Below are 17,442 nucleotides of genomic sequence, written 5' to 3'. Positions count from 1 at the left end.
ACCCAGATCTCAAAGGTCTCGGCCCAGAAGCCCGCGCCGTACCGCCTAAGCGGTCGGCGTCGGGAGTACGTCACAATCTGGTCGCTTTATTATGGGGCCAGATGTTAAGCTGTTCGAGCAAGAAATTGCAGAGTATTTGAACGTCAAACACGCGATCGGGGTTAATTCTGGCACGGATGCTCTCGTGATTGGTTTGAGAGCAGCAGGAATTGGGTCAGGGGATGAGGTGATTACCACTCCCTTTTCTTTTTTCGCCACGGCTGAATCGATTAGCAATGTGGGGGCAAAGCCTGTTTTTGCGGATATTGACCCCAGAAGTTTCAATATTGACCCCAAGGAGATTAAAGCTAAAATTACCCCTCGCACTAAGGCCATTATGCCCGTTCACCTCTATGGGCAACCCGCAGCAATGGCGCAAATTATGGACATTGCCCAAGAGCATGGTTTAAAGACGATCGAAGACTGCGCTCAATCTTTTGGGGCAAGATATTGGGGAACTTGTTCCTCTTGTGATGGTCATTGTCAGGAAACCACGCGGGAGTCACTGCGGGGGAAATTTACGGGGACTATTGGAGATGTGGGCGCTTATTCCTTCTTCCCGTCCAAAAACTTAGGCGCTTATGGGGATGGGGGTATGGTTGTCACCAATGATGACCAAGTGGCAGAAGTAGCGCGGATGTTGCGGGTGCATGGGGCGAAGAAGAAGTATCACAATGAAGTTTTGGGGTATAATTCTCGCTTGGATACGTTGCAAGCGGCGATTTTGCGGGTGAAGTTGCCTTATCTGGAACAGTGGAATGAGGGTAGACGCAGAGTGGCTAAAACTTACAATGAGTTATTGGCGGATGTGACGGGGATAATTACTCCAGAGTTGGCGGATGGTCATGTGTTTCACCAGTACACGATTCGGGTGTTGGAGGGGAAACGCGAGAAGGTGAAGGAGTATTTGGGTGAGCAGGGGATTGGATCGATGATTTATTATCCTGTGCCGCAAGACCAGTTGCCTGTTTATCAGGGACAGTATCCGAAAATGCCAGTGAGCGATTTGTTGGGGACTGAGGTGTTGAGTTTACCAATTTGGCCTGAAATGGCATCAGAAAACATGGCAGTGGTTGTTAATGTGGTGAGTGGAGTTATTGGGTAATTCAACGATAAAATTTGAAGCCTTAAATCAGGAGGTTTACAGGATGGCAACACCATTAGAACAAGTCTGCTCAACCTTATATGACACTGATTATAATCTTTGGGTGTTGGAAACCGTTAAACAATTGGAGAAGCGCGACTTTGATTCTGTTGACTGGCAGAACTTAATTGAAGAGGTATCTGACTTGAGTCGGCGGCAAAAAAAGAGCCTGAAAAGTTTATTAAGGAATTTGTGGGAACATTTACTGAAATTAACCTACTGGGAATCTGAGGTCGAGAGAAATCAATTTCATTGGCAAGGTGAAATTAGGAATTTTCGCAAGCAAATTCAAGATGAATTGGCAGATAGCCCTAGTCTCAAGAATTATTTGCAGGAAATTCACGGGGAATGCTATCAAGATGCCAGAGAGATTGTCAGCGATAAGTCGCAACTTCCTTTAAGTTGCTTTCCAGAAACACTGGCGGTTACTCTAGAACAAGTTTTAGATGAAAATTGGTTTCCATAATTGGAGACTATGGGCGAGTTTATCCATTAGAATAACTTGGGTAAATCAAAATGTTGAATGTTGAAATCCTGGGAAGGTGGAGAGGAGAAAATTGTCAGAAAAACTCTTGACAAACCTTATGTTTAGAGAAGGTAAAAAATTAAATTGCATAATTTCTGATTAGATGCGTATTTATCTTGATATGTGCTGTTTTAATCGTCCTTATGACGATCAAAACCAAAACAGAATTCGTCTGGAAACGGAAGCAAAGCTGATTCTGCAAAGGAAAATTCGGGACGGGGAATGCACATTAGTTTGGTCGTCAATACTCGACTTCGAGTGTTCTAAAAACCCATTTCCAGAGCGCCAAATTGCCATAATGCAGTGGCGAACTATAGCAGGGAAAATTATCTTGGCTGATGAGCAGGTTAGGGAGATGGCTTCAAATTTCATTAAGATTGGGATGGGTAACTATGATGCTTTGCACTTGGCATCAGCAATTTATGGCCAAGCTAATTTATTTGTTTCAACAGATGACCGCTTGCTGAAAAAAATGCGATCGCTCAACAATATTTCAGGAATGTTGCCTGGAGAAGCATTCTTCTTTTGTGGAGAAATGGTATGAAAACTGATTCAGAAATTCGTCTTGAAGGAATGCAAGCCTTGATTAGTACCCTGGGACTTGTGGAAGCAGAGCGCTTTATCCTAGTGATGACACGCGATCGCTTTGATTACACCCAATGGCGGCAAGAGGGTTTGCCGAAAATTAGTCTGAAGGAATTAGCTGATGCAGCAGATGCTTTGGCTCACCAGTTGAATAATTCCCATCAAGGGCAGTGAAAAGTGAAAAGTGAAAAGTGAAAAGGTCAGGCTGACCAATGACCCATGACCCATGAGATTACTAAAACCGTACAATGCAAAATATTCAGTTAAAAACTACAATCGCAGAAGATGGCATTTTAAGAGTGCAGATGCCAGCGGAAGTAAAGAACACCGAATTAGAAGTCTTAGTGGTGTTTCAGCCTACTATGACTGCAAAGGAAGAGAAAACAGCCAGACACCAAGGATGGCCACCAGGATTTTTTGAGAGAACTTGGGGCAGTTGTGAAGAGGAACCCATAACTATTGATGAATCTGGAGTTTCTCCCCAGTGAAAAGTTAAAAGTGAAAAGTTATGAAGGAGAGTCCACTAAAAGATAAAAGCTATGCTTTTGCAATTAGGATTGTTCGTTTATCCCAATACCTGCAAAACCATAAAAAGGAATTTATTTTGAGCAAACAACTTCTAAGAAGCGGCACGGCGATAGGAGCATTAATTCGCGAGTCCGAATTTGCACAAAGCAAAGCTGACTTTATCAGCAAAATGAGCATCTCCCTCAAGGAGGCTAACGAAACAGCGTATTGGCTCTCCTTACTGAAAGATCCGGGCTATATAAACGAAAAAATGTTTCAAAGCATACAACCTGACTGTCAAGAACTCATCGCCATGCTAGTTTCAACTGTCAAAACCTCCAAACAACCCCATTAAACCATTTTTATCTACTTTTCACTTTTCACTTTTCACTTTTCACTTTTCTCAAGCGATCGCCTATCATTCGTTATTCGTTATTCGTTATTTGAAATAATTCTCTCAAATGACTCTTGCCTTTTTCCTCTTTCCTCATTATGGTCAACCACAAGGAAACCTGATTATGACATCATCTCTCTATGACACTGACTATAACCACTGGATCCAAGATACAATCCAGCAAATTCAATCTCGTAACTTCGATCGCATAGATTGGGAGAACTTAATTGAAGAATTAGAAAGCATGGGGAAAAATGACAAACGTGCCCTGATGAGTCTTTTAACCCGTCTTCTGGAACATTTACTCAAATTATCGTACTCTTGATGCGGAAAAACCAAGATCCGGCAATCATTGGGCTGCGGAAATCGTCAATTTTCGTGCTCAAATTTACAATCGCCTTGAAGATAGTCCTAGCCTGCGTCCGCAACTGGAAACTTTCTATGAGAAAGCCCATCCGATCTCCATAAAATCCGTTTCTAAGTTGTTTTCACTGCCCCCAGATGCTCGGATTAACCTCTGGCAAGCTTTAGATGAAGATTGGTTTCCCAATGACAATCCCACAGATTAAAGTCATGGTCATGCCAATCATCTGTTTACTCTTCGTATGGTAAGCGATCGCCCATCTTAACCCAAGGGCGATCGCCTCCCGCAAGCTTACTCGATCGCCCTAGGTATAAAACAATAGAGGCGATCGCCTTCCCTGTAGGGAAACGGCATTGCCGTGTCCGCTCCCTCCAAATAGGGATTAACAGCCATTGCCCGTACCAACGGTTAATCAATCGCTACTTCTATGCTTGGATTACTAAACTTGGATGATTAAAATTGTGAAATCCTTCCTTGCTGTCATTCCCGCGTAGGCGGGAATCCAGTCAAAGTGTATGCTTCGTATGAGAATTGTTATATTCACCATCAACCAACCAACTGAAGGAGTTAGAGCATTGCAGGTTTGGTGGCGATCGCCTTCCCTGTAGGGAAACGGCATTGCCGTGTCTGCTCTATCGGAAATTTCCGCTAACCAGGAACTTTTCCAGAAAATCACTGTCCTTTTACGAGACAAGGTACATTAGCGCGATCGACCCACTTGTTCTTCGTGTAATAATTTTAGGCAGATAACCAAAAGTCAGACTAATCGATGAAATTCTTCAAAAAGTTACTGTATTTATTCACAACTAGAGAGCGGTGGCAAATCGCAGGGCTTTTTATTCTGATTTTGATTGGGGCTGGCTTTGAGACTTTGGGAGTGGGCTTAGTGCTTCCCTTTATTTCTCTGCTGGAAAATCCGCAACGAGTTCAAGAAGCGGGACTGTTGCGATCGGTTTATCAGGCAGTTGGGGAACCCTCAACTCGTCAGTTCTTAATCTGGGCTGGTTTAGGATTGATCGGGATTTATTTAATTAAAAATGCTTATTTAACGGGACTAACTTATTTACAGTGCCGTTTTATTTGTAATAAGCAAGTCGAATTATGCGCTCGACTCTTTCACGCCTACCTCTACAGCCCATATACATTTCACTTACAGCGCAATAGCGCTGAATTAATTCAGAAGATCAATTCTGAAGCATTTATGGTTGGTAGTATTTTAAGCACTGGCATCTTGGCTCTTACGGAAATTACAATCCTCACTGCCATTGCTTTATTGTTATTACTTATCGAACCAGTGACTTTTTTGATGGCAGCTGGAGTCCTTACTGTAGCAACGGTTAGTTTCTATCGCCTGGTTCGCATTAAATTAAGTCAGCTCGGCAAGGCTAGGCAATATCACCAAGGTCAGGTGATTCAGATGATTAATCAAGGTTTGGCAGGAGTCAAAGAAACAAAAATTTTAGGACGGGAGAAATTGTTCTTGGAGGCTTATAACACTCACAATATTGCCGCCAATCGTACTTTACAATATTTTCAAATTGTTAATCAGCTACCTAGATTTTTTATTGAGACTATAGCTGTAGTTGCATTAATGCTGATTTTTGTGTCAGTTTTGGCTCAGGGTCGAGAATTAAGTGCTGTACTTCCTACGCTCTCTTTATTCGCGGCAGCAGCTTTTCGGTTAATGCCCTCGATTAATAGAATTTTGAATTCAGTAACAACTATACGTTTTAGTTCTTATTCGGTTCATGTAATTTACCACGATTTTAAAGAACTAAAACCGCTGCTAGAACATCCCAAAGTAGCGAATTACAGCAAACTAACTAACACCAACCCAGTTTGGGAAACGGCGATCGCCTTACGGAATGTGTTCTATCAGTACCCAGGTGCTAGTGATGCTTCACTTCGAGGCATTTCTCTGACAATTCCCAGAGGAACATCAGTGGGCTTTGTCGGGTCTTCGGGTGCTGGTAAAACCACTATTGTGGATGTGATTCTGGGGCTATTGCCACCCACTGAGGGGCAAGTTTTAGTCGATGGTCGGGATATTTATGATGATTTATCCGCTTGGCAGAGGTCGATCGGTTATATTCCTCAAAGCATTTATTTGTGCGATGATACCCTGAGAAATAATATTGCCTTTGGGATTCCCGCAGATGAGATTAATGAAGATTGGATTGAGTCTGCGATTGAGTCAGCCCAATTGACTGAGTTAGTTAAAAGCTGGCCTCAAGGTTTGGATACTTTAGTGGGTGAACGAGGGGTGCGGCTGTCAGGGGGGCAACGGCAGCGGGTGGGGATTGCCAGAGCGTTGTATCATAATCCAGAGGTTTTGGTGATGGATGAGGCAACGGCAGCTTTGGATAATCAAACTGAGGCTGGGGTGATGGAAGCAGTGGAGAAGTTGAGTGGAGAAAAAACTCTGATTATGATTGCTCACCGTTTGAGTACCGTGAAAAACTGCGATCGCCTCTATTTTATGAATCAGGGAAAAATTGTAGATGCAGGTACTTATGATGAACTCTGTCAGAGCAATCAGGAATTTCAAAAGATGGCTCAAGTGGTTCCGGCAAGAACAAACTGATGTTAACTATGTTTAAAGCAGCCAAAGCGATGGAAGGCAAGCGAGCACTATTTCTAGACCGCGATGGGGTAATTAATCTCGATCGTGACTATGTTTCTCGTCCCGATCGAATTTCCTTTGTAGATGGTATTTTCGATTTGTGCCGTCATGCCCACTCCCTCGGCTATTTAATCTTTGTCGTGACTAACCAGTCCGGTATTGGCCGGGGGTATTATACGGAGGAGACTTTTCATCATCTAATGGATTGGATGGGAGAAGTGTTTCGAGATCGGGGATGCCCGATCGCACGGGTTTATTTTTGTCCTTATCATCCCACTGCTGGGGTAGGCCAGTACCGGCGAGAGTCAAGCTTGCGCAAACCAAAACCAGGGATGATTCTAGCTGCTAAGGAAGATTTTAACTTGGATCTTAGCAGTTCTATACTCGTAGGCGATCGCCACCGGGACATTGAGGCCGGTCAAGCAGCAGGAGTGAGATGTAATCTCCTTTATGCACAAGAACCCTTATCTAATTGTGCAGTTGTTCCCACAGCCATTGTCACCACCCTATCTCAGGTTCAGCTTTATCTGAATCTTTGCTCTAATTTAGTTAGTTGAGAATCGATGAATTGGAAAAGATTGCATAATTTTTTTTATATGTTACGTTAGCTGAAAACAAAGTCTCTGATTGTGTCAGCGATATTAACCTGGCCGGTTTGTTAAACCTTTATATTAAGTGAACTTATAGAACAGTGGAACAATGGAAAGCCATATCCGAAGCTATGCGACAAAACTACAGCAAGCCTTAGAACTGGATACAATGAAACTCATTGAGCAGTTGGGCTTGGCTTTATTGTCCGCCTGGAAGAACAAAAAAAATGTATATTTATGTGGAAATGGAGGAAGTGCGGGAAATGCCATTCATTTGGCGAATGACTTGATTTATGGGGCAGGAATGAAAGTAGGTGGGGGAATCCGTGCAGAAGCCTTAAGTGCGAATCCTGCGGTTTTAACTTGTTTGGGGAATGATTTAGGCTATGATGAAATTTATGCTCAACAGCTAAGAGTCAAAGCAAGTCCTGGTGATATATTGATTGCTTTATCGGGCAGTGGCAATTCACCCAATATTGTGCAAGCTTTGAAAGTGAGTAATGAAATTGGCATGAAAACCTTTGCTATTTTAGGTTATTCTGGAGGAATATGTAAAGAGTTGGCTCAAGTGCCACTTCATTTTCCAGTAGATGATATGCAAATTGCTGAAGACTTACAGTTAATTGTCGGTCATATCTGTATGCAGTGGTTATGTGAAGAAACCGCGAAAGAAGTTAAGCCAATGGCTGTTAAGTAAAGAAGGAGAAGGGAATGCGATCGCTTGTAACAGGAGGATCCGGGTTTATTGGCAGTCACGTTGTTGATGCTCTATTAGCTCTAAACCATGAAATTATTGTTTTAGATGACTTCAGTACGGGTCGTCCTGAAAATTTGGCTCATGTCAAAGGCAAAATAGAGTTAGTAGAATGCGATATTTCTAATCCCGGTTCTTGGATTGAACAGTTTAAAAATATTGATTGGGTTTTTCACTTAGCGGCTTTAGCAGATATTGTTCCGAGTATTCAAAAGCCAGAAGCTTATTTTCGCTCTAATGTTGATGGAACATTTAATGTCTTGCAAGCAAGTGTTGCCTCTGGAGTTAAGCGGTTTATCTACGCTGCTTCTTCGTCTTGTTATGGCATCCCTGATACCTATCCGACACCAGAAACCTCCCCAATTCGACCTCAGTATCCCTATGCTTTAACCAAGCGATTAGGTGAAGACTTAACGATGCACTGGGCTCAAGTGTATAAACTTCCCGCGCTATCTTTACGCTTTTTTAATGTTTATGGCACTCGTTCTCGAACTTCAGGCACCTATGGGGCAGTATTTGGCGTATTTTTGGCTCAAAAATTAAACGATAGACCCTTTACAATTGTGGGAGATGGTAAGCAAACTAGAGATTTTACCTATGTAACCGATGTGGCAGCAGCAATGTTAGCGGCAGCTAAGAGCGATCGGGTTGGTGAAATATATAATGTCGGTAGCGGACAAACGGTTTCGGTAAATCGTTTAGTCGAGCTTCTAGGTGGTGAAAAAACTTACATTCCCAAACGCCCAGGAGAACCAGACTGTACCTTTGCCGATATCACTAAAATTGGTAAGGAATTAGGCTGGTCGCCTAAAGTTGCCATTGAAGAGGGAGTCGCTAAAATTATAGAGAATATTGACTATTGGCGAAATGCTCCCGTATGGACGCCAGAAAATATTGCAACAGCAACCAAAGATTGGTTTAAATACTTATCATAGGAGTCGTGGAAAAATTAGGAGGTGTAAACAATGACAGACGATATCGAACAAATCTATATTACTGGTGGGGCTGGATATGTTGGCTCTAGGTTAGTCCCACGTTTGCTAGAAGAAGGTTATCGGGTTACGGTTTTAGATTTGATGATTTATGGGGAAGAAGTCTTACCCTCCGATCCTCAACTGAAAACAATTAAGGGAGATATTCGCGATCGAAGTCTTTTGCAAGAGACAATACCAGGCCATGATGCGGTGATTCATCTTGCCTGTATTTCTAACGATCCCAGTTTTGAACTCAACCCAGACTTGGGTAAATCCATTAATTTAGACGCATTTGAGCCTTTAGTTGAAATTAGCAAGCAAGCTGGAGTAAAACGATTTATTTATGCTTCATCATCATCAGTTTACGGGATAAAAGAAGAACCGGATGTCCATGAAGAAATGTCTCTAGAGCCATTGACAGATTACTCTAGATTTAAAGCTGATTGTGAGAAAATCTTGGCTCAATATCAATCACCAGAATTTACCACGGTCACGATTCGTCCTGCAACGGTATGCGGTTATTCTCCTCGCCAACGGTTAGATGTGGTGGTGAATATTCTGTCTAATCTAGCTTTTCATAAACGAGAAATTAGTGTGTTTGGAGGCTCCCAGCTACGTCCTAATATCCATATTGAGGATATGGTGGAAAGCTATTTGGTTTTATTAAAGGCACCAAAGGAAAAAATTGCCGGAGAAATTTTTAATGCGGGTTATGAAAATCAATCCGTGCTAAAGTTAGCTGAAACAGTGCAGGAAGTGATGGGTGAAGATGTCAAGTTAGTTACTACACCCACAAATGATAATCGTTCTTATCATATCTCTTCTAAGAAAATTGCTGAGAAGCTGGGCTTTGTCCCCAAGCACACAATCCGTGAGGCTGCTGAAGATATGAAGCAGGCTTTTGAGGCGGGGTTGCTTCCCAATTCCCTGACAGATGAGCGATATTTTAATATCAAACGTATGCAAAATTTAAAGCTAAAGTAAAGCTTACTTAATGAATTATGTTTCGGATAGGAATTGACTTTGATAATACAATAGCTTGCTACGATCGCCTATTTCCAAAAGTTGCGACTGAATTAGGTCTGATTGCAGATGAAAAATATTCATCTAAAAATAATGTTAAACAACATCTCTTAACACAAGAAGCTGGCGATTTAACTTGGCAAAAGTTACAAGGTAAAGTCTATGGAAAATATATGCTTAAAGCTGATATATTTCATGGATTCTATGAATTTTTATGCTTGAGTAAGCTGCGCGGAGTTAATCTATTCATTGTCAGTCACAAATCAGAATTTGGTCATTTTGACGAAGAAAAATTTTCCCTGAGAAAACAAGCCTTGAAGTGGCTACAAAAACAAGAAATATTGGGGTGCGATAAATGGTCTATAACCGAGAGCAATATATTTTTTGAATCTACTAGAAAAGATAAAATTGATCGAATAAAGTCGCTTCAATGCACTCATTTTATCGATGACTTACCAATAGTTTTAACAGATTCAGGTTTTCCTAATATCCAAAAGCTATGGTTTAATCCATCTGCTCGCTCATTGACAGAGCAATCCATAAATGAATTTCAATCTTGGCGACAAATAACGAACTATTTATATAATTCTTGGACAGACAAAGATATAGTTCAATTATCTCAACATAAATTTCCCGATCTAAATGTACAACAAGCTTTGATTCAAAAAGGGCAAGGGAATAGTAAAATTTATAAATTACTGAGCGATCGCAAAAAATACATACTCAAGATATACCCCGATCGCCAACGAGACCCCCGTCCACGCTTAGAAACAGAATCACTAGCTTATCAAAAGTTATTTAGCCAACAATACCCTGTTCCTGAATGTATTATTGTCGATAATCGTTTGGGCTGGGGAATTTATAGTTGGATTGATGGTCAAATTATAGAGCAAGTAGATCGAGTATTTTTGAAAAATGTATTTGATTTTGTCCGCCGCTTATTCAAAGATAGCCGCTCAAACGTAGAAAACTTGAGTCACGTATTTAGTCAAGCGTCAGAAGCCTGCATTTCGGGACGCGAACTAATTCGCCAGATCGAAGCTCGAAGGAAAAAATTAGCAGTTGTTGACTCGAACAGACTACAAACTTTTTTAACTGAGCATTTCGATCCTTACTTCCAACCTTTATCAACAAAAGTTAAAAGTAAACATTTTTTTGAAGAACCATTACCCCAACCACTACAAATTCTTAGTCCTGCCGATTTTGGCAGTCATAATGCAATAAAAATTCAAGAAAAGCAATTTATCTTTTTGGACTTTGAGTATTTTGGTTGGGACGATCCGGTTAAATTAGTGTCAGATTTATACTGGCATCCGGCGATGAATCTATCTCAAAACGTTAAAAATGAATGGCTAGACTTTGCAAAAAATCTCTTTATTGATGATGATGATTTTCAGGAAAGGTTAGATGCCTATTTACCATTGTATGGTTTGCGGTGGTGCTTAATTTTGCTCAATGAATTCCGTACAGATAAGCTTCAGCATAGGCTTCATGCTCAAGGTTATTCATCAGAGTCTAAAGGTGTCCAAGACATCGCTAAACTTCAACAGAGACAGCTAAATAAAGCGAAAAAATTGTTAACAATGATTCAGGAGATGCCTTCTTAAAAATGGACGATCGCTCAAAATATCTAAGAAAATTAATTGTTGATGCTCTAGTAGGCGGAGGACGTGGCCACCTTGGCTCCTCAATGTCAATGGTTGAAATACTCCGCACGCTCTATGACTCATTTCTTAACTATCGCCCCACAGATCCCTCCTGGAACGATCGCGATCGCCTAATCCTGAGTAAAGGTCATGGTTGTTTAGCGTTGTATGCCGTACTAGCAGACAAAGGCTTCTTTCCCCAAGAAGAATTAATCACCTTTTGTCAGCCCACCTCCCGTTTAGGCGGCCACCCCGAAAAAGGCAAACTTCCAGGTATAGAAGCTTCCACAGGTGCTTTAGGACATGGTTTACCGATGGGAGTCGGAATGGCTCTTGCGGCTAAAATTCGCAAGCAATCTCATCGTGTGGTGGTTATCACAGGCGATGGAGAAATTAACGAAGGTTCTATTTGGGAATCGGCTATGTCAGCCGCAAAGCATGAGCTGTCCAACTTAACGGTTTTTGTCGATTACAACAAACTACAATCCTACGGACCAACACGAGAAGTTTTAGATTTAGAACCCCTTAGCGATAAATGGCGTAGTTTTGGGTTTGCAGTGGAAGAAATTGATGGTCATAACGTGCAAGCACTGGAACAATTGATGCAACGCCTACCTCTGAATCATCAAAAACCCACTGCTATTATTTGCCATACGATTAAAGGGAAAGGGTTTCCTTTTGCAGAAGGTCAAGCGAAATGGCATCATAAATCTCGTCTCCAAGATGAAGAGATTTCTGCCATGTACGATTGTTTACGGTAACTGAGATTAAATTGTAATGCGTAAAGATGCTTTAGATTACGTTTATAAGTTGGCTCAAGTAGATGAGCGAGTCGTATTTATTGGCTCTGACTTGGGACCTGGAACTCTAGATGCCATGAAACAAGAAATCCCCGATCGCTTTTTCATGGAAGGGGTCAGCGAGCAACATATTATCGGCATGGCTGCCGGATTAGCAATGGAAGGTTTTATTCCTTTTGTGAATACTATTGCCACCTTTTTAACCCGTCGTTGTTACGAACAGGTGGCTTTAGACTTATGCCTTCAAAACTTGCCAGTACGACTGATTGCTAATGGCGGTGGTGTGGTATATGCCCCTTTAGGTCCTACCCACTTAGCTGTGGAAGATATGGGCATTTTACGAACTTTGCCCAATATGACTATTATTGCCCCCTGTGATGCTGATGAAATGAATCGCTTGATGCCTCAGACTATTGACTGGCCTCATCCGATCTATATTCGTTTGGCTAAGGGAAATGAAGCAATTGTCAGTAAGCCAGAGCATGGCTTTGAAATAGGTCAGGCTATCCTGCTGCGCGAACCAGGCGAAGGTTTATTCATCACAACGGGTGCCATGACCCAACTCGGCTTACAAGCCGCCCAAAAAATCAGTGAAGACTCAGGAATGGCTTGTGGGGTTCTGCACATCCACACAATTAAACCTCTTGACAGAGCAACCCTGAGTCAATGGTTGCCCAAAGTTCAAGGTGTGGTGACAGTAGAAGAGCATACGCGAATTGGAGGGTTAGGGAGTGCAGTGCTAGAGTTTTGTAATGATACTATGCCAGAGCAAGCGGCTAAAATTCGTCGGATTGGAATTCCCGATCGCTTTGCAGAGCAGTATGGTAGTCAAAATTCTTTACTCGCTCATTGGGATATTACGGTGGATTCCCTTTGTGCTGCGATGGTTCAACAACTTCGTCAGTCTTAGATTATGTTTTTGACAGAATCAGAACAGCAACTTTCGACAGAATACCAGCAACAGGGGTATATTACTCGTCCTGTGGCAGATTGGTCTGCTTTGGCTTGGATTCGAGAACAGTTCATGGATTTAATTCAGGAGGCGTTGGGTTCGGTTTTTCCAGATGAACCAGAAATTTTATTAAATACTATTCACGAACGAGTTTCCATTGCTGACCTTAATACTTTCCGCCTCAAGATCATTCGCGGGATTAATCGCATTGAGAATTTTCGATCGATGTATTTTCGGGTAGCACGGCCTTATATAGAAACCCTCGTGGGCAATGAATTAGCCATGCAATTGCGGGTGAACCTGAGTATTCAGTTACCAGGAGATGATAGCTCATTGCTCCCTGTTCATGCGGATACTTGGTCGGGAGACTCCCCTTTTGAAGTAGTAGCTTGGCTGCCTTTAGTGGATTGTTATGGTTCTAAAGCGATGTATTTGCTGCCTCCAGAACCAACAGCCCAACTTCATCAGACCTTTGGACAGCAAGCGGGTAATAGTAGTGAGGAACTTTATCAAGCGATCGCCCATCAAGTTAAATGGCTCAAAGTAAACTATGGTGAAGTTTTGATTTTTAACCAAGCATTGCCTCATGGCAATCGAGTTAACACTGAAACGGAAACTCGCTGGTCAATGAACTGTCGATTTAAGGGGGCGTTTACTCCTTATGGCGACAAAAAAATTGGGGAATTTTTTGAGCCGATCACCTTGCGGGCTGCTTCTCAAGCAGGGATGAGATATCATTTACCTCAGTTATGATGCCGAAAGTTCGAGGATATATTTTTAGTCGTCCTTTTATGGGAGAGCGTGTGCCACAGCACGTCCAGAACTTGGTGATTCGAGATTATTGCGATCGCCATAACCTGCATTATCTCCTGAGTGCCACTGAATACGCGATGACGGGATGCCATCTAATGCTAGAGCAAGTTCTTAATGAATTGCCCGATCTAGATGGAGTTGTTGCCTACAGTGTATTTCAACTGCCTGAAGCACCCCAGATGCGTCAGAGAATTTATGACACAATTCTCCAACTCAATAAGCGATTTTACTTTGCGGTAGAAGGATTGCAGATGGGAAATCGTCAAGAGTGCGATCGGATTGAGTCTCTCTGGCAAGTGCGACAAACTCTCCCTTTTTGTTATCTGTATTCTCCGTAAATAAGTCCTATGACTACTTATTACAGTCCACTCAAATTTTTCCAATTCGATAAGCACCTCAAATCCTTTACTGATGGCACAGTATTAGCACCTGTCCATATTCGGGTCAAACCTACAAATCTCTGTAACCATAAATGCTGGTTTTGTGCATATCGTACTGACGACCTCTCTTTAGGGGCTGAAATGGAGGAAAAAGACAGTATCCCCAAAGAAAAAATGCTGGCTTTGGCCCATGAGTTTGTCGAGCTTGGAGTCAAGGCAGTAACCTTTTCTGGAGGTGGAGAACCCTTACTTTATCCTCCTCTACCGGAAGTTATTGATATTCTCGCCAATGGGGGAATCCGGGTAGCCGCATTAAGTAATGGAACTCATTTGAAAGGTCGTATGGCTGATGCTTTTGCTAAACATGGCACTTGGATTCGCATTTCCCTAGATGCGTGGGATGATGACAGTTACGTCAACAGTCGAGGTGCGCGTCCCCATGAGTTTTCTCTGCTCCTGGATAATATCAGAGCGTTCACCCGTCGAGAAACGACCTGTGTATTGGGCGTAAGCTTTATTGTCACCCAAGAAAACCATCAGCACATTGCTGAAGTTTGCCAACTCTTGAAAACCTGTGGTGTTAGCCATGTTAAACTTTCAGGGGCAGTGGTGAGTAATGATGTGAAAGGAAACAACGCCTATCACCAATCTATTAAACAAGAAGTTGCTCGTCAAATCGCTTTAAGCCAGCCATTGATCGATGAACAATTTACCATACTGAATCACTATCACGATTTACCAGAGCGTTTTGAGAAGTCCTATGAACAATGTCCATTTCTACGTTTTTTGACAGTGATTGGTGCTGATGAGAATGTTTATACCTGTCAAGATAAAGCCTATACTGAATCAGGTAGGATGGGGTCAATTGCAGAGAGAAGTTTCAAAGACTTTTGGTTTTCTCAAGAAAATCAGCATTTTTTGAATACCTTTAATCCTGCGAGTCATTGTCAACACCATTGTGTAAGCCATGCTAAAAATTTAGCGATTTATGAATATTTGTCGCTAGACCAAGAGCATAGCTATTTTGTTTGAGTGAATTGAGAGGTCGTTCCACTATGGGAAAGCTTAGAAATTTTGTCACCCCTCTACACCAAGCGACTCAGCGCGATTATCTAGCGCGTATGGTGGATGATAAAGTTCACTGTATGCAGGTAGCGAAACAGTATAGTGCTGAATATTGGGATGGCGATCGCCGTTATGGTTATGGGGGCTATCGCTATATTCCAGGACGATGGAAACCTGTTGCAGAGGCTTTGATTGAAACCTATCAGTTGGGTCCAGGTTCGCAGATATTGGATGTGGGCTGTGGTAAGGGCTATTTACTCTATGAGTTATTGCAATTGCAGCCCGATTTGATGATCTGCGGGTTTGATAGTTCTGAATACGCACTAGAAAATGCCAAGGAAGAGATACGTCCGTTTTTGTTTCAGCAACAAGCTCAGACGCCCTATCCATTTGGGGATAATGAGTTTGATTTAGTTATCTCTTTGGGGACGCTCCATAATTTACGGCTGTTTGAGTTAAAGTCAGCCCTAGGGGAAATCGATCGCGTTGGGCGACAGGGCTATGTGATGCTGGAAAGTTATCGGAACGATCGGGAGATGTTCAATCTTCAGTGTTGGGCGTTGACAGCGGAATCTTTTTTTGACCTGTCAGAGTGGATTTGGCTATATCGACATTTTGGCTATCGGGGGGATTATGAGTTCATCTTCTTCGAGTGAGGCTCATGCGGTCAAAGCTATTATTTATAGAGATGATGGCTGCCTTCTGATCCAACAACGCGATAACACTCCTGGTTTGCCTTTCCCCAATACTTGGACGTTATTTGGCGGACTCGTAGAGTCAGGGGAAAGCTTGGAAGATGCCCTCAAACGGGAACTGATTGAAGAACTGGGATGTTTACCAGGCTCCATTGAAAGCGAGCTATTTCAGTGGGAGTGGCAAGGGGAAGATCCGGCTCTAAACCACATTTTTACGGTGTATTGTCAAGTGGGCGATCTTGTACTTATGGAAGGACAGGCAATGGGCTGGTATTCCCTTGAAAGTCTCAAGAGGTTGGTGCTAACTCCACTGGTTTCTGAAAATGTTTCTAAAATTTCAGCATTTCTAGCAGGTATTACTATTCATAAAAATAAATAATGAGTGATTATAAGACGAAAGAAAAACAGTATCAGTTCATGGTGGAAATGCTCGAACAACAAGGATCTGTTACTATGACTTGCCGTCCCAGCGTTATGTGGCGGCAAGATCCAAAGTTATTAGGATTTACGTTGGCTCGTCATAAGTTTGTAGCCAAGATGTTAACTGGTTATTCTCGTGTTTTAGAGGTTGGTTGCGGCGATGCTTTCGCCAGCCGTTTGCTTCATCCAGAAGTTGAAGAGCTTCATGCAATAGATTTCGATCCGGTATTTATTGAAGAAGCGGTTAAACATAAAGAACCAGATTGGCCAGTTAATTTAGCCGTCCATGATATTTTGTCTGGCCCTTATACGATTGAAGGGGATTTATTCGATGCTGCCTTTTCTCTTGATGTTATTGAACATATCCCTCCAGAACAGGAACAAAATTACCTGAAGAATATTTCCTCATCTTTAAAGCCTGGTGGAGTTTTCATATGTGGCTGTCCCTCCCTAGAATCTCAAGTTTATGCTTCTCCAGCCAGCAAAGAAGGTCATATCAACTGCAAATCAGGAAATGACTTGAAAAAGCTGCTGAGTCAGTATTTTGAACATACCTTTTTGTTTGGTATGAATGATGAAGTTCTGCATACTGGCTTTGCTCCTATGTGCCATTATTTATTCATTTTAGCAGTCGGGAATAAGCGCTAGACGCCAAATTTTTTTACGGTAACAGAGACAATATAAAATTTTTAGTAAAATAAACTGTTTTTTTTGCCAAACAGAACTATGAATTATTATCAATTTTTCGAGCGTCAAATTGCCCAAATTAGGCAAGGGGGTATAAAGGTTGTCAAGAGGAAGCTTTTCTCTATAGCGAAAAAAATCCTCACAAAAATAGTATCCAATCCTTTGAGTACATATCTGCTAATTACTTTTTTTGAACAAGTAATTTCTAGCTTTCCCCAATCGCAATGGGCTTATAAACAGATATTACGTTTGCTCCAGCCGCGATTTGCCTATGACTCAAATCCCGATCGGTCTGCGAAAAAGTTCTTAGAGTATTTCTTACCATATTTAGAACTGAGTCCAGAGTCTATTTTAGAATGGCGGTTAACCGCATACTCCTCCTACTGGCTGCTCGGAGATAGTGTAGGTCTGCAAAAAATGATGCAAACTTACATGGATACTCAAAAATACCTAGCTAAGAA

The 17,442-nt window shown here is 42.0% G+C and carries 22 protein-coding genes and 1 pseudogene; all 23 read left to right on the top strand.

Annotated features, from left to right (window positions below):
- Window positions 1-79: 79 nt before the first annotated feature.
- Window positions 80-1,144, top strand: a pseudogene (locus AC0QH1_RS05410) (DegT/DnrJ/EryC1/StrS family aminotransferase); the annotation flags it as partial.
- A 43-nt stretch (window positions 1,145-1,187) separates the two neighbouring features.
- Window positions 1,188-1,649, top strand: coding sequence for a DUF29 domain-containing protein (locus AC0QH1_RS05405; protein ID WP_324629896.1), 462 nt, complete (start codon window positions 1,188-1,190; stop codon window positions 1,647-1,649).
- 163 nt (window positions 1,650-1,812) lie between these two features.
- Entirely contained in the window at window positions 1,813-2,253 is a 441-nt protein-coding gene (locus AC0QH1_RS05400; RefSeq protein WP_324629895.1) for a PIN domain protein, read from the top strand.
- On the top strand, window positions 2,250-2,468 hold the full coding sequence (locus AC0QH1_RS05395) for a hypothetical protein (protein WP_324629894.1): 219 nt from the start codon (window positions 2,250-2,252) through the stop codon (window positions 2,466-2,468). Before AC0QH1_RS05400 ends, AC0QH1_RS05395 begins: the two co-directional genes overlap by 4 nt.
- 74 nt (window positions 2,469-2,542) lie before the next feature.
- The gene (locus AC0QH1_RS05390; protein ID WP_324629893.1) at window positions 2,543-2,782 is read left to right on the top strand and encodes a hypothetical protein; all 240 of its coding nucleotides are present in this window, start codon (window positions 2,543-2,545) and stop codon (window positions 2,780-2,782) included.
- A gap of 20 nt (window positions 2,783-2,802) precedes the next feature.
- The gene (locus tag AC0QH1_RS05385) at window positions 2,803-3,156 is read left to right on the top strand and encodes a four helix bundle protein (protein ID WP_324629892.1); all 354 of its coding nucleotides are present in this window, start codon (window positions 2,803-2,805) and stop codon (window positions 3,154-3,156) included.
- Between the two features lie 163 nt (window positions 3,157-3,319).
- Window positions 3,320-3,520, top strand: a complete 201-nt coding sequence (locus AC0QH1_RS05380; RefSeq protein WP_324629891.1) for a DUF29 domain-containing protein — start codon at window positions 3,320-3,322, stop codon at window positions 3,518-3,520.
- Window positions 3,495-3,764 (top strand): DUF29 family protein, encoded by a 270-nt coding sequence (locus AC0QH1_RS05375; protein ID WP_442957283.1) that lies wholly within the window; start codon window positions 3,495-3,497, stop codon window positions 3,762-3,764. Before AC0QH1_RS05380 ends, AC0QH1_RS05375 begins: the two co-directional genes overlap by 26 nt.
- A 564-nt stretch (window positions 3,765-4,328) precedes the next feature.
- Window positions 4,329-6,143, top strand: coding sequence for an ABC transporter ATP-binding protein (locus AC0QH1_RS05370; RefSeq protein ID WP_324629890.1), 1,815 nt, complete (start codon window positions 4,329-4,331; stop codon window positions 6,141-6,143).
- On the top strand, window positions 6,143-6,739 hold the full coding sequence (locus tag AC0QH1_RS05365) for a D-glycero-alpha-D-manno-heptose-1,7-bisphosphate 7-phosphatase (RefSeq protein ID WP_324629889.1): 597 nt from the start codon (window positions 6,143-6,145) through the stop codon (window positions 6,737-6,739). The genes AC0QH1_RS05370 and AC0QH1_RS05365 overlap by 1 nt, the downstream gene beginning before the upstream one ends.
- Window positions 6,740-6,881: 142 nt before the next feature.
- Window positions 6,882-7,469 (top strand): SIS domain-containing protein, encoded by a 588-nt coding sequence (locus AC0QH1_RS05360; protein ID WP_324629888.1) that lies wholly within the window; start codon window positions 6,882-6,884, stop codon window positions 7,467-7,469.
- Between the two features lie 14 nt (window positions 7,470-7,483).
- Entirely contained in the window at window positions 7,484-8,461 is a 978-nt protein-coding gene (locus AC0QH1_RS05355; RefSeq protein ID WP_324629887.1) for an SDR family oxidoreductase, read from the top strand.
- A gap of 30 nt (window positions 8,462-8,491) precedes the next feature.
- Window positions 8,492-9,484 (top strand): NAD-dependent epimerase/dehydratase family protein, encoded by a 993-nt coding sequence (locus tag AC0QH1_RS05350; protein WP_324629886.1) that lies wholly within the window; start codon window positions 8,492-8,494, stop codon window positions 9,482-9,484.
- 17 nt (window positions 9,485-9,501) lie between these two features.
- On the top strand, window positions 9,502-11,130 hold the full coding sequence (locus AC0QH1_RS05345; RefSeq protein ID WP_324629885.1) for a phosphotransferase: 1,629 nt from the start codon (window positions 9,502-9,504) through the stop codon (window positions 11,128-11,130).
- Between the two features lie 2 nt (window positions 11,131-11,132).
- Window positions 11,133-11,930, top strand: a complete 798-nt coding sequence (locus AC0QH1_RS05340) for a transketolase (RefSeq protein WP_324629884.1) — start codon at window positions 11,133-11,135, stop codon at window positions 11,928-11,930.
- A gap of 16 nt (window positions 11,931-11,946) precedes the next feature.
- Complete coding sequence (locus AC0QH1_RS05335) at window positions 11,947-12,879, top strand: transketolase family protein (RefSeq protein WP_324629882.1); 933 nt, start codon at window positions 11,947-11,949, stop codon at window positions 12,877-12,879.
- A 3-nt stretch (window positions 12,880-12,882) separates the two neighbouring features.
- Window positions 12,883-13,674, top strand: coding sequence for a sporadic carbohydrate cluster 2OG-Fe(II) oxygenase (locus tag AC0QH1_RS05330; RefSeq protein ID WP_324629880.1), 792 nt, complete (start codon window positions 12,883-12,885; stop codon window positions 13,672-13,674).
- Complete coding sequence (locus AC0QH1_RS05325; protein WP_324629879.1) at window positions 13,671-14,072, top strand: LIC12192 family sporadic carbohydrate cluster protein; 402 nt, start codon at window positions 13,671-13,673, stop codon at window positions 14,070-14,072. Before AC0QH1_RS05330 ends, AC0QH1_RS05325 begins: the two co-directional genes overlap by 4 nt.
- Before the next feature lie 9 nt (window positions 14,073-14,081).
- Window positions 14,082-15,146 (top strand): radical SAM/SPASM domain-containing protein, encoded by a 1,065-nt coding sequence (locus tag AC0QH1_RS05320; protein WP_324629878.1) that lies wholly within the window; start codon window positions 14,082-14,084, stop codon window positions 15,144-15,146.
- 23 nt (window positions 15,147-15,169) lie between these two features.
- Window positions 15,170-15,835, top strand: a complete 666-nt coding sequence (locus AC0QH1_RS05315; protein ID WP_324629877.1) for a class I SAM-dependent methyltransferase — start codon at window positions 15,170-15,172, stop codon at window positions 15,833-15,835.
- Window positions 15,813-16,253 carry an NUDIX hydrolase gene (locus AC0QH1_RS05310; RefSeq protein ID WP_324629875.1) on the top strand — a complete coding sequence of 147 codons (441 nt, stop codon included), beginning with the start codon at window positions 15,813-15,815 and terminating at the stop codon, window positions 16,251-16,253. The genes AC0QH1_RS05315 and AC0QH1_RS05310 overlap by 23 nt, the downstream gene beginning before the upstream one ends.
- The gene (locus AC0QH1_RS05305; RefSeq protein WP_324629874.1) at window positions 16,253-16,942 is read left to right on the top strand and encodes a class I SAM-dependent methyltransferase; all 690 of its coding nucleotides are present in this window, start codon (window positions 16,253-16,255) and stop codon (window positions 16,940-16,942) included. The genes AC0QH1_RS05310 and AC0QH1_RS05305 overlap by 1 nt, the downstream gene beginning before the upstream one ends.
- A 78-nt stretch (window positions 16,943-17,020) precedes the next feature.
- Window positions 17,021-17,442: hypothetical protein (locus AC0QH1_RS05300; protein ID WP_324629873.1), on the top strand; the 422-nt coding region annotated here is incomplete at its 3' end.

It is taken from the genome of Phormidium sp. CCY1219, from assembly GCF_055795085.1.
The sequence above is the reverse complement of the archived record's forward strand: the minus strand, read 5'-3'. Positions and strand labels throughout refer to the sequence as shown.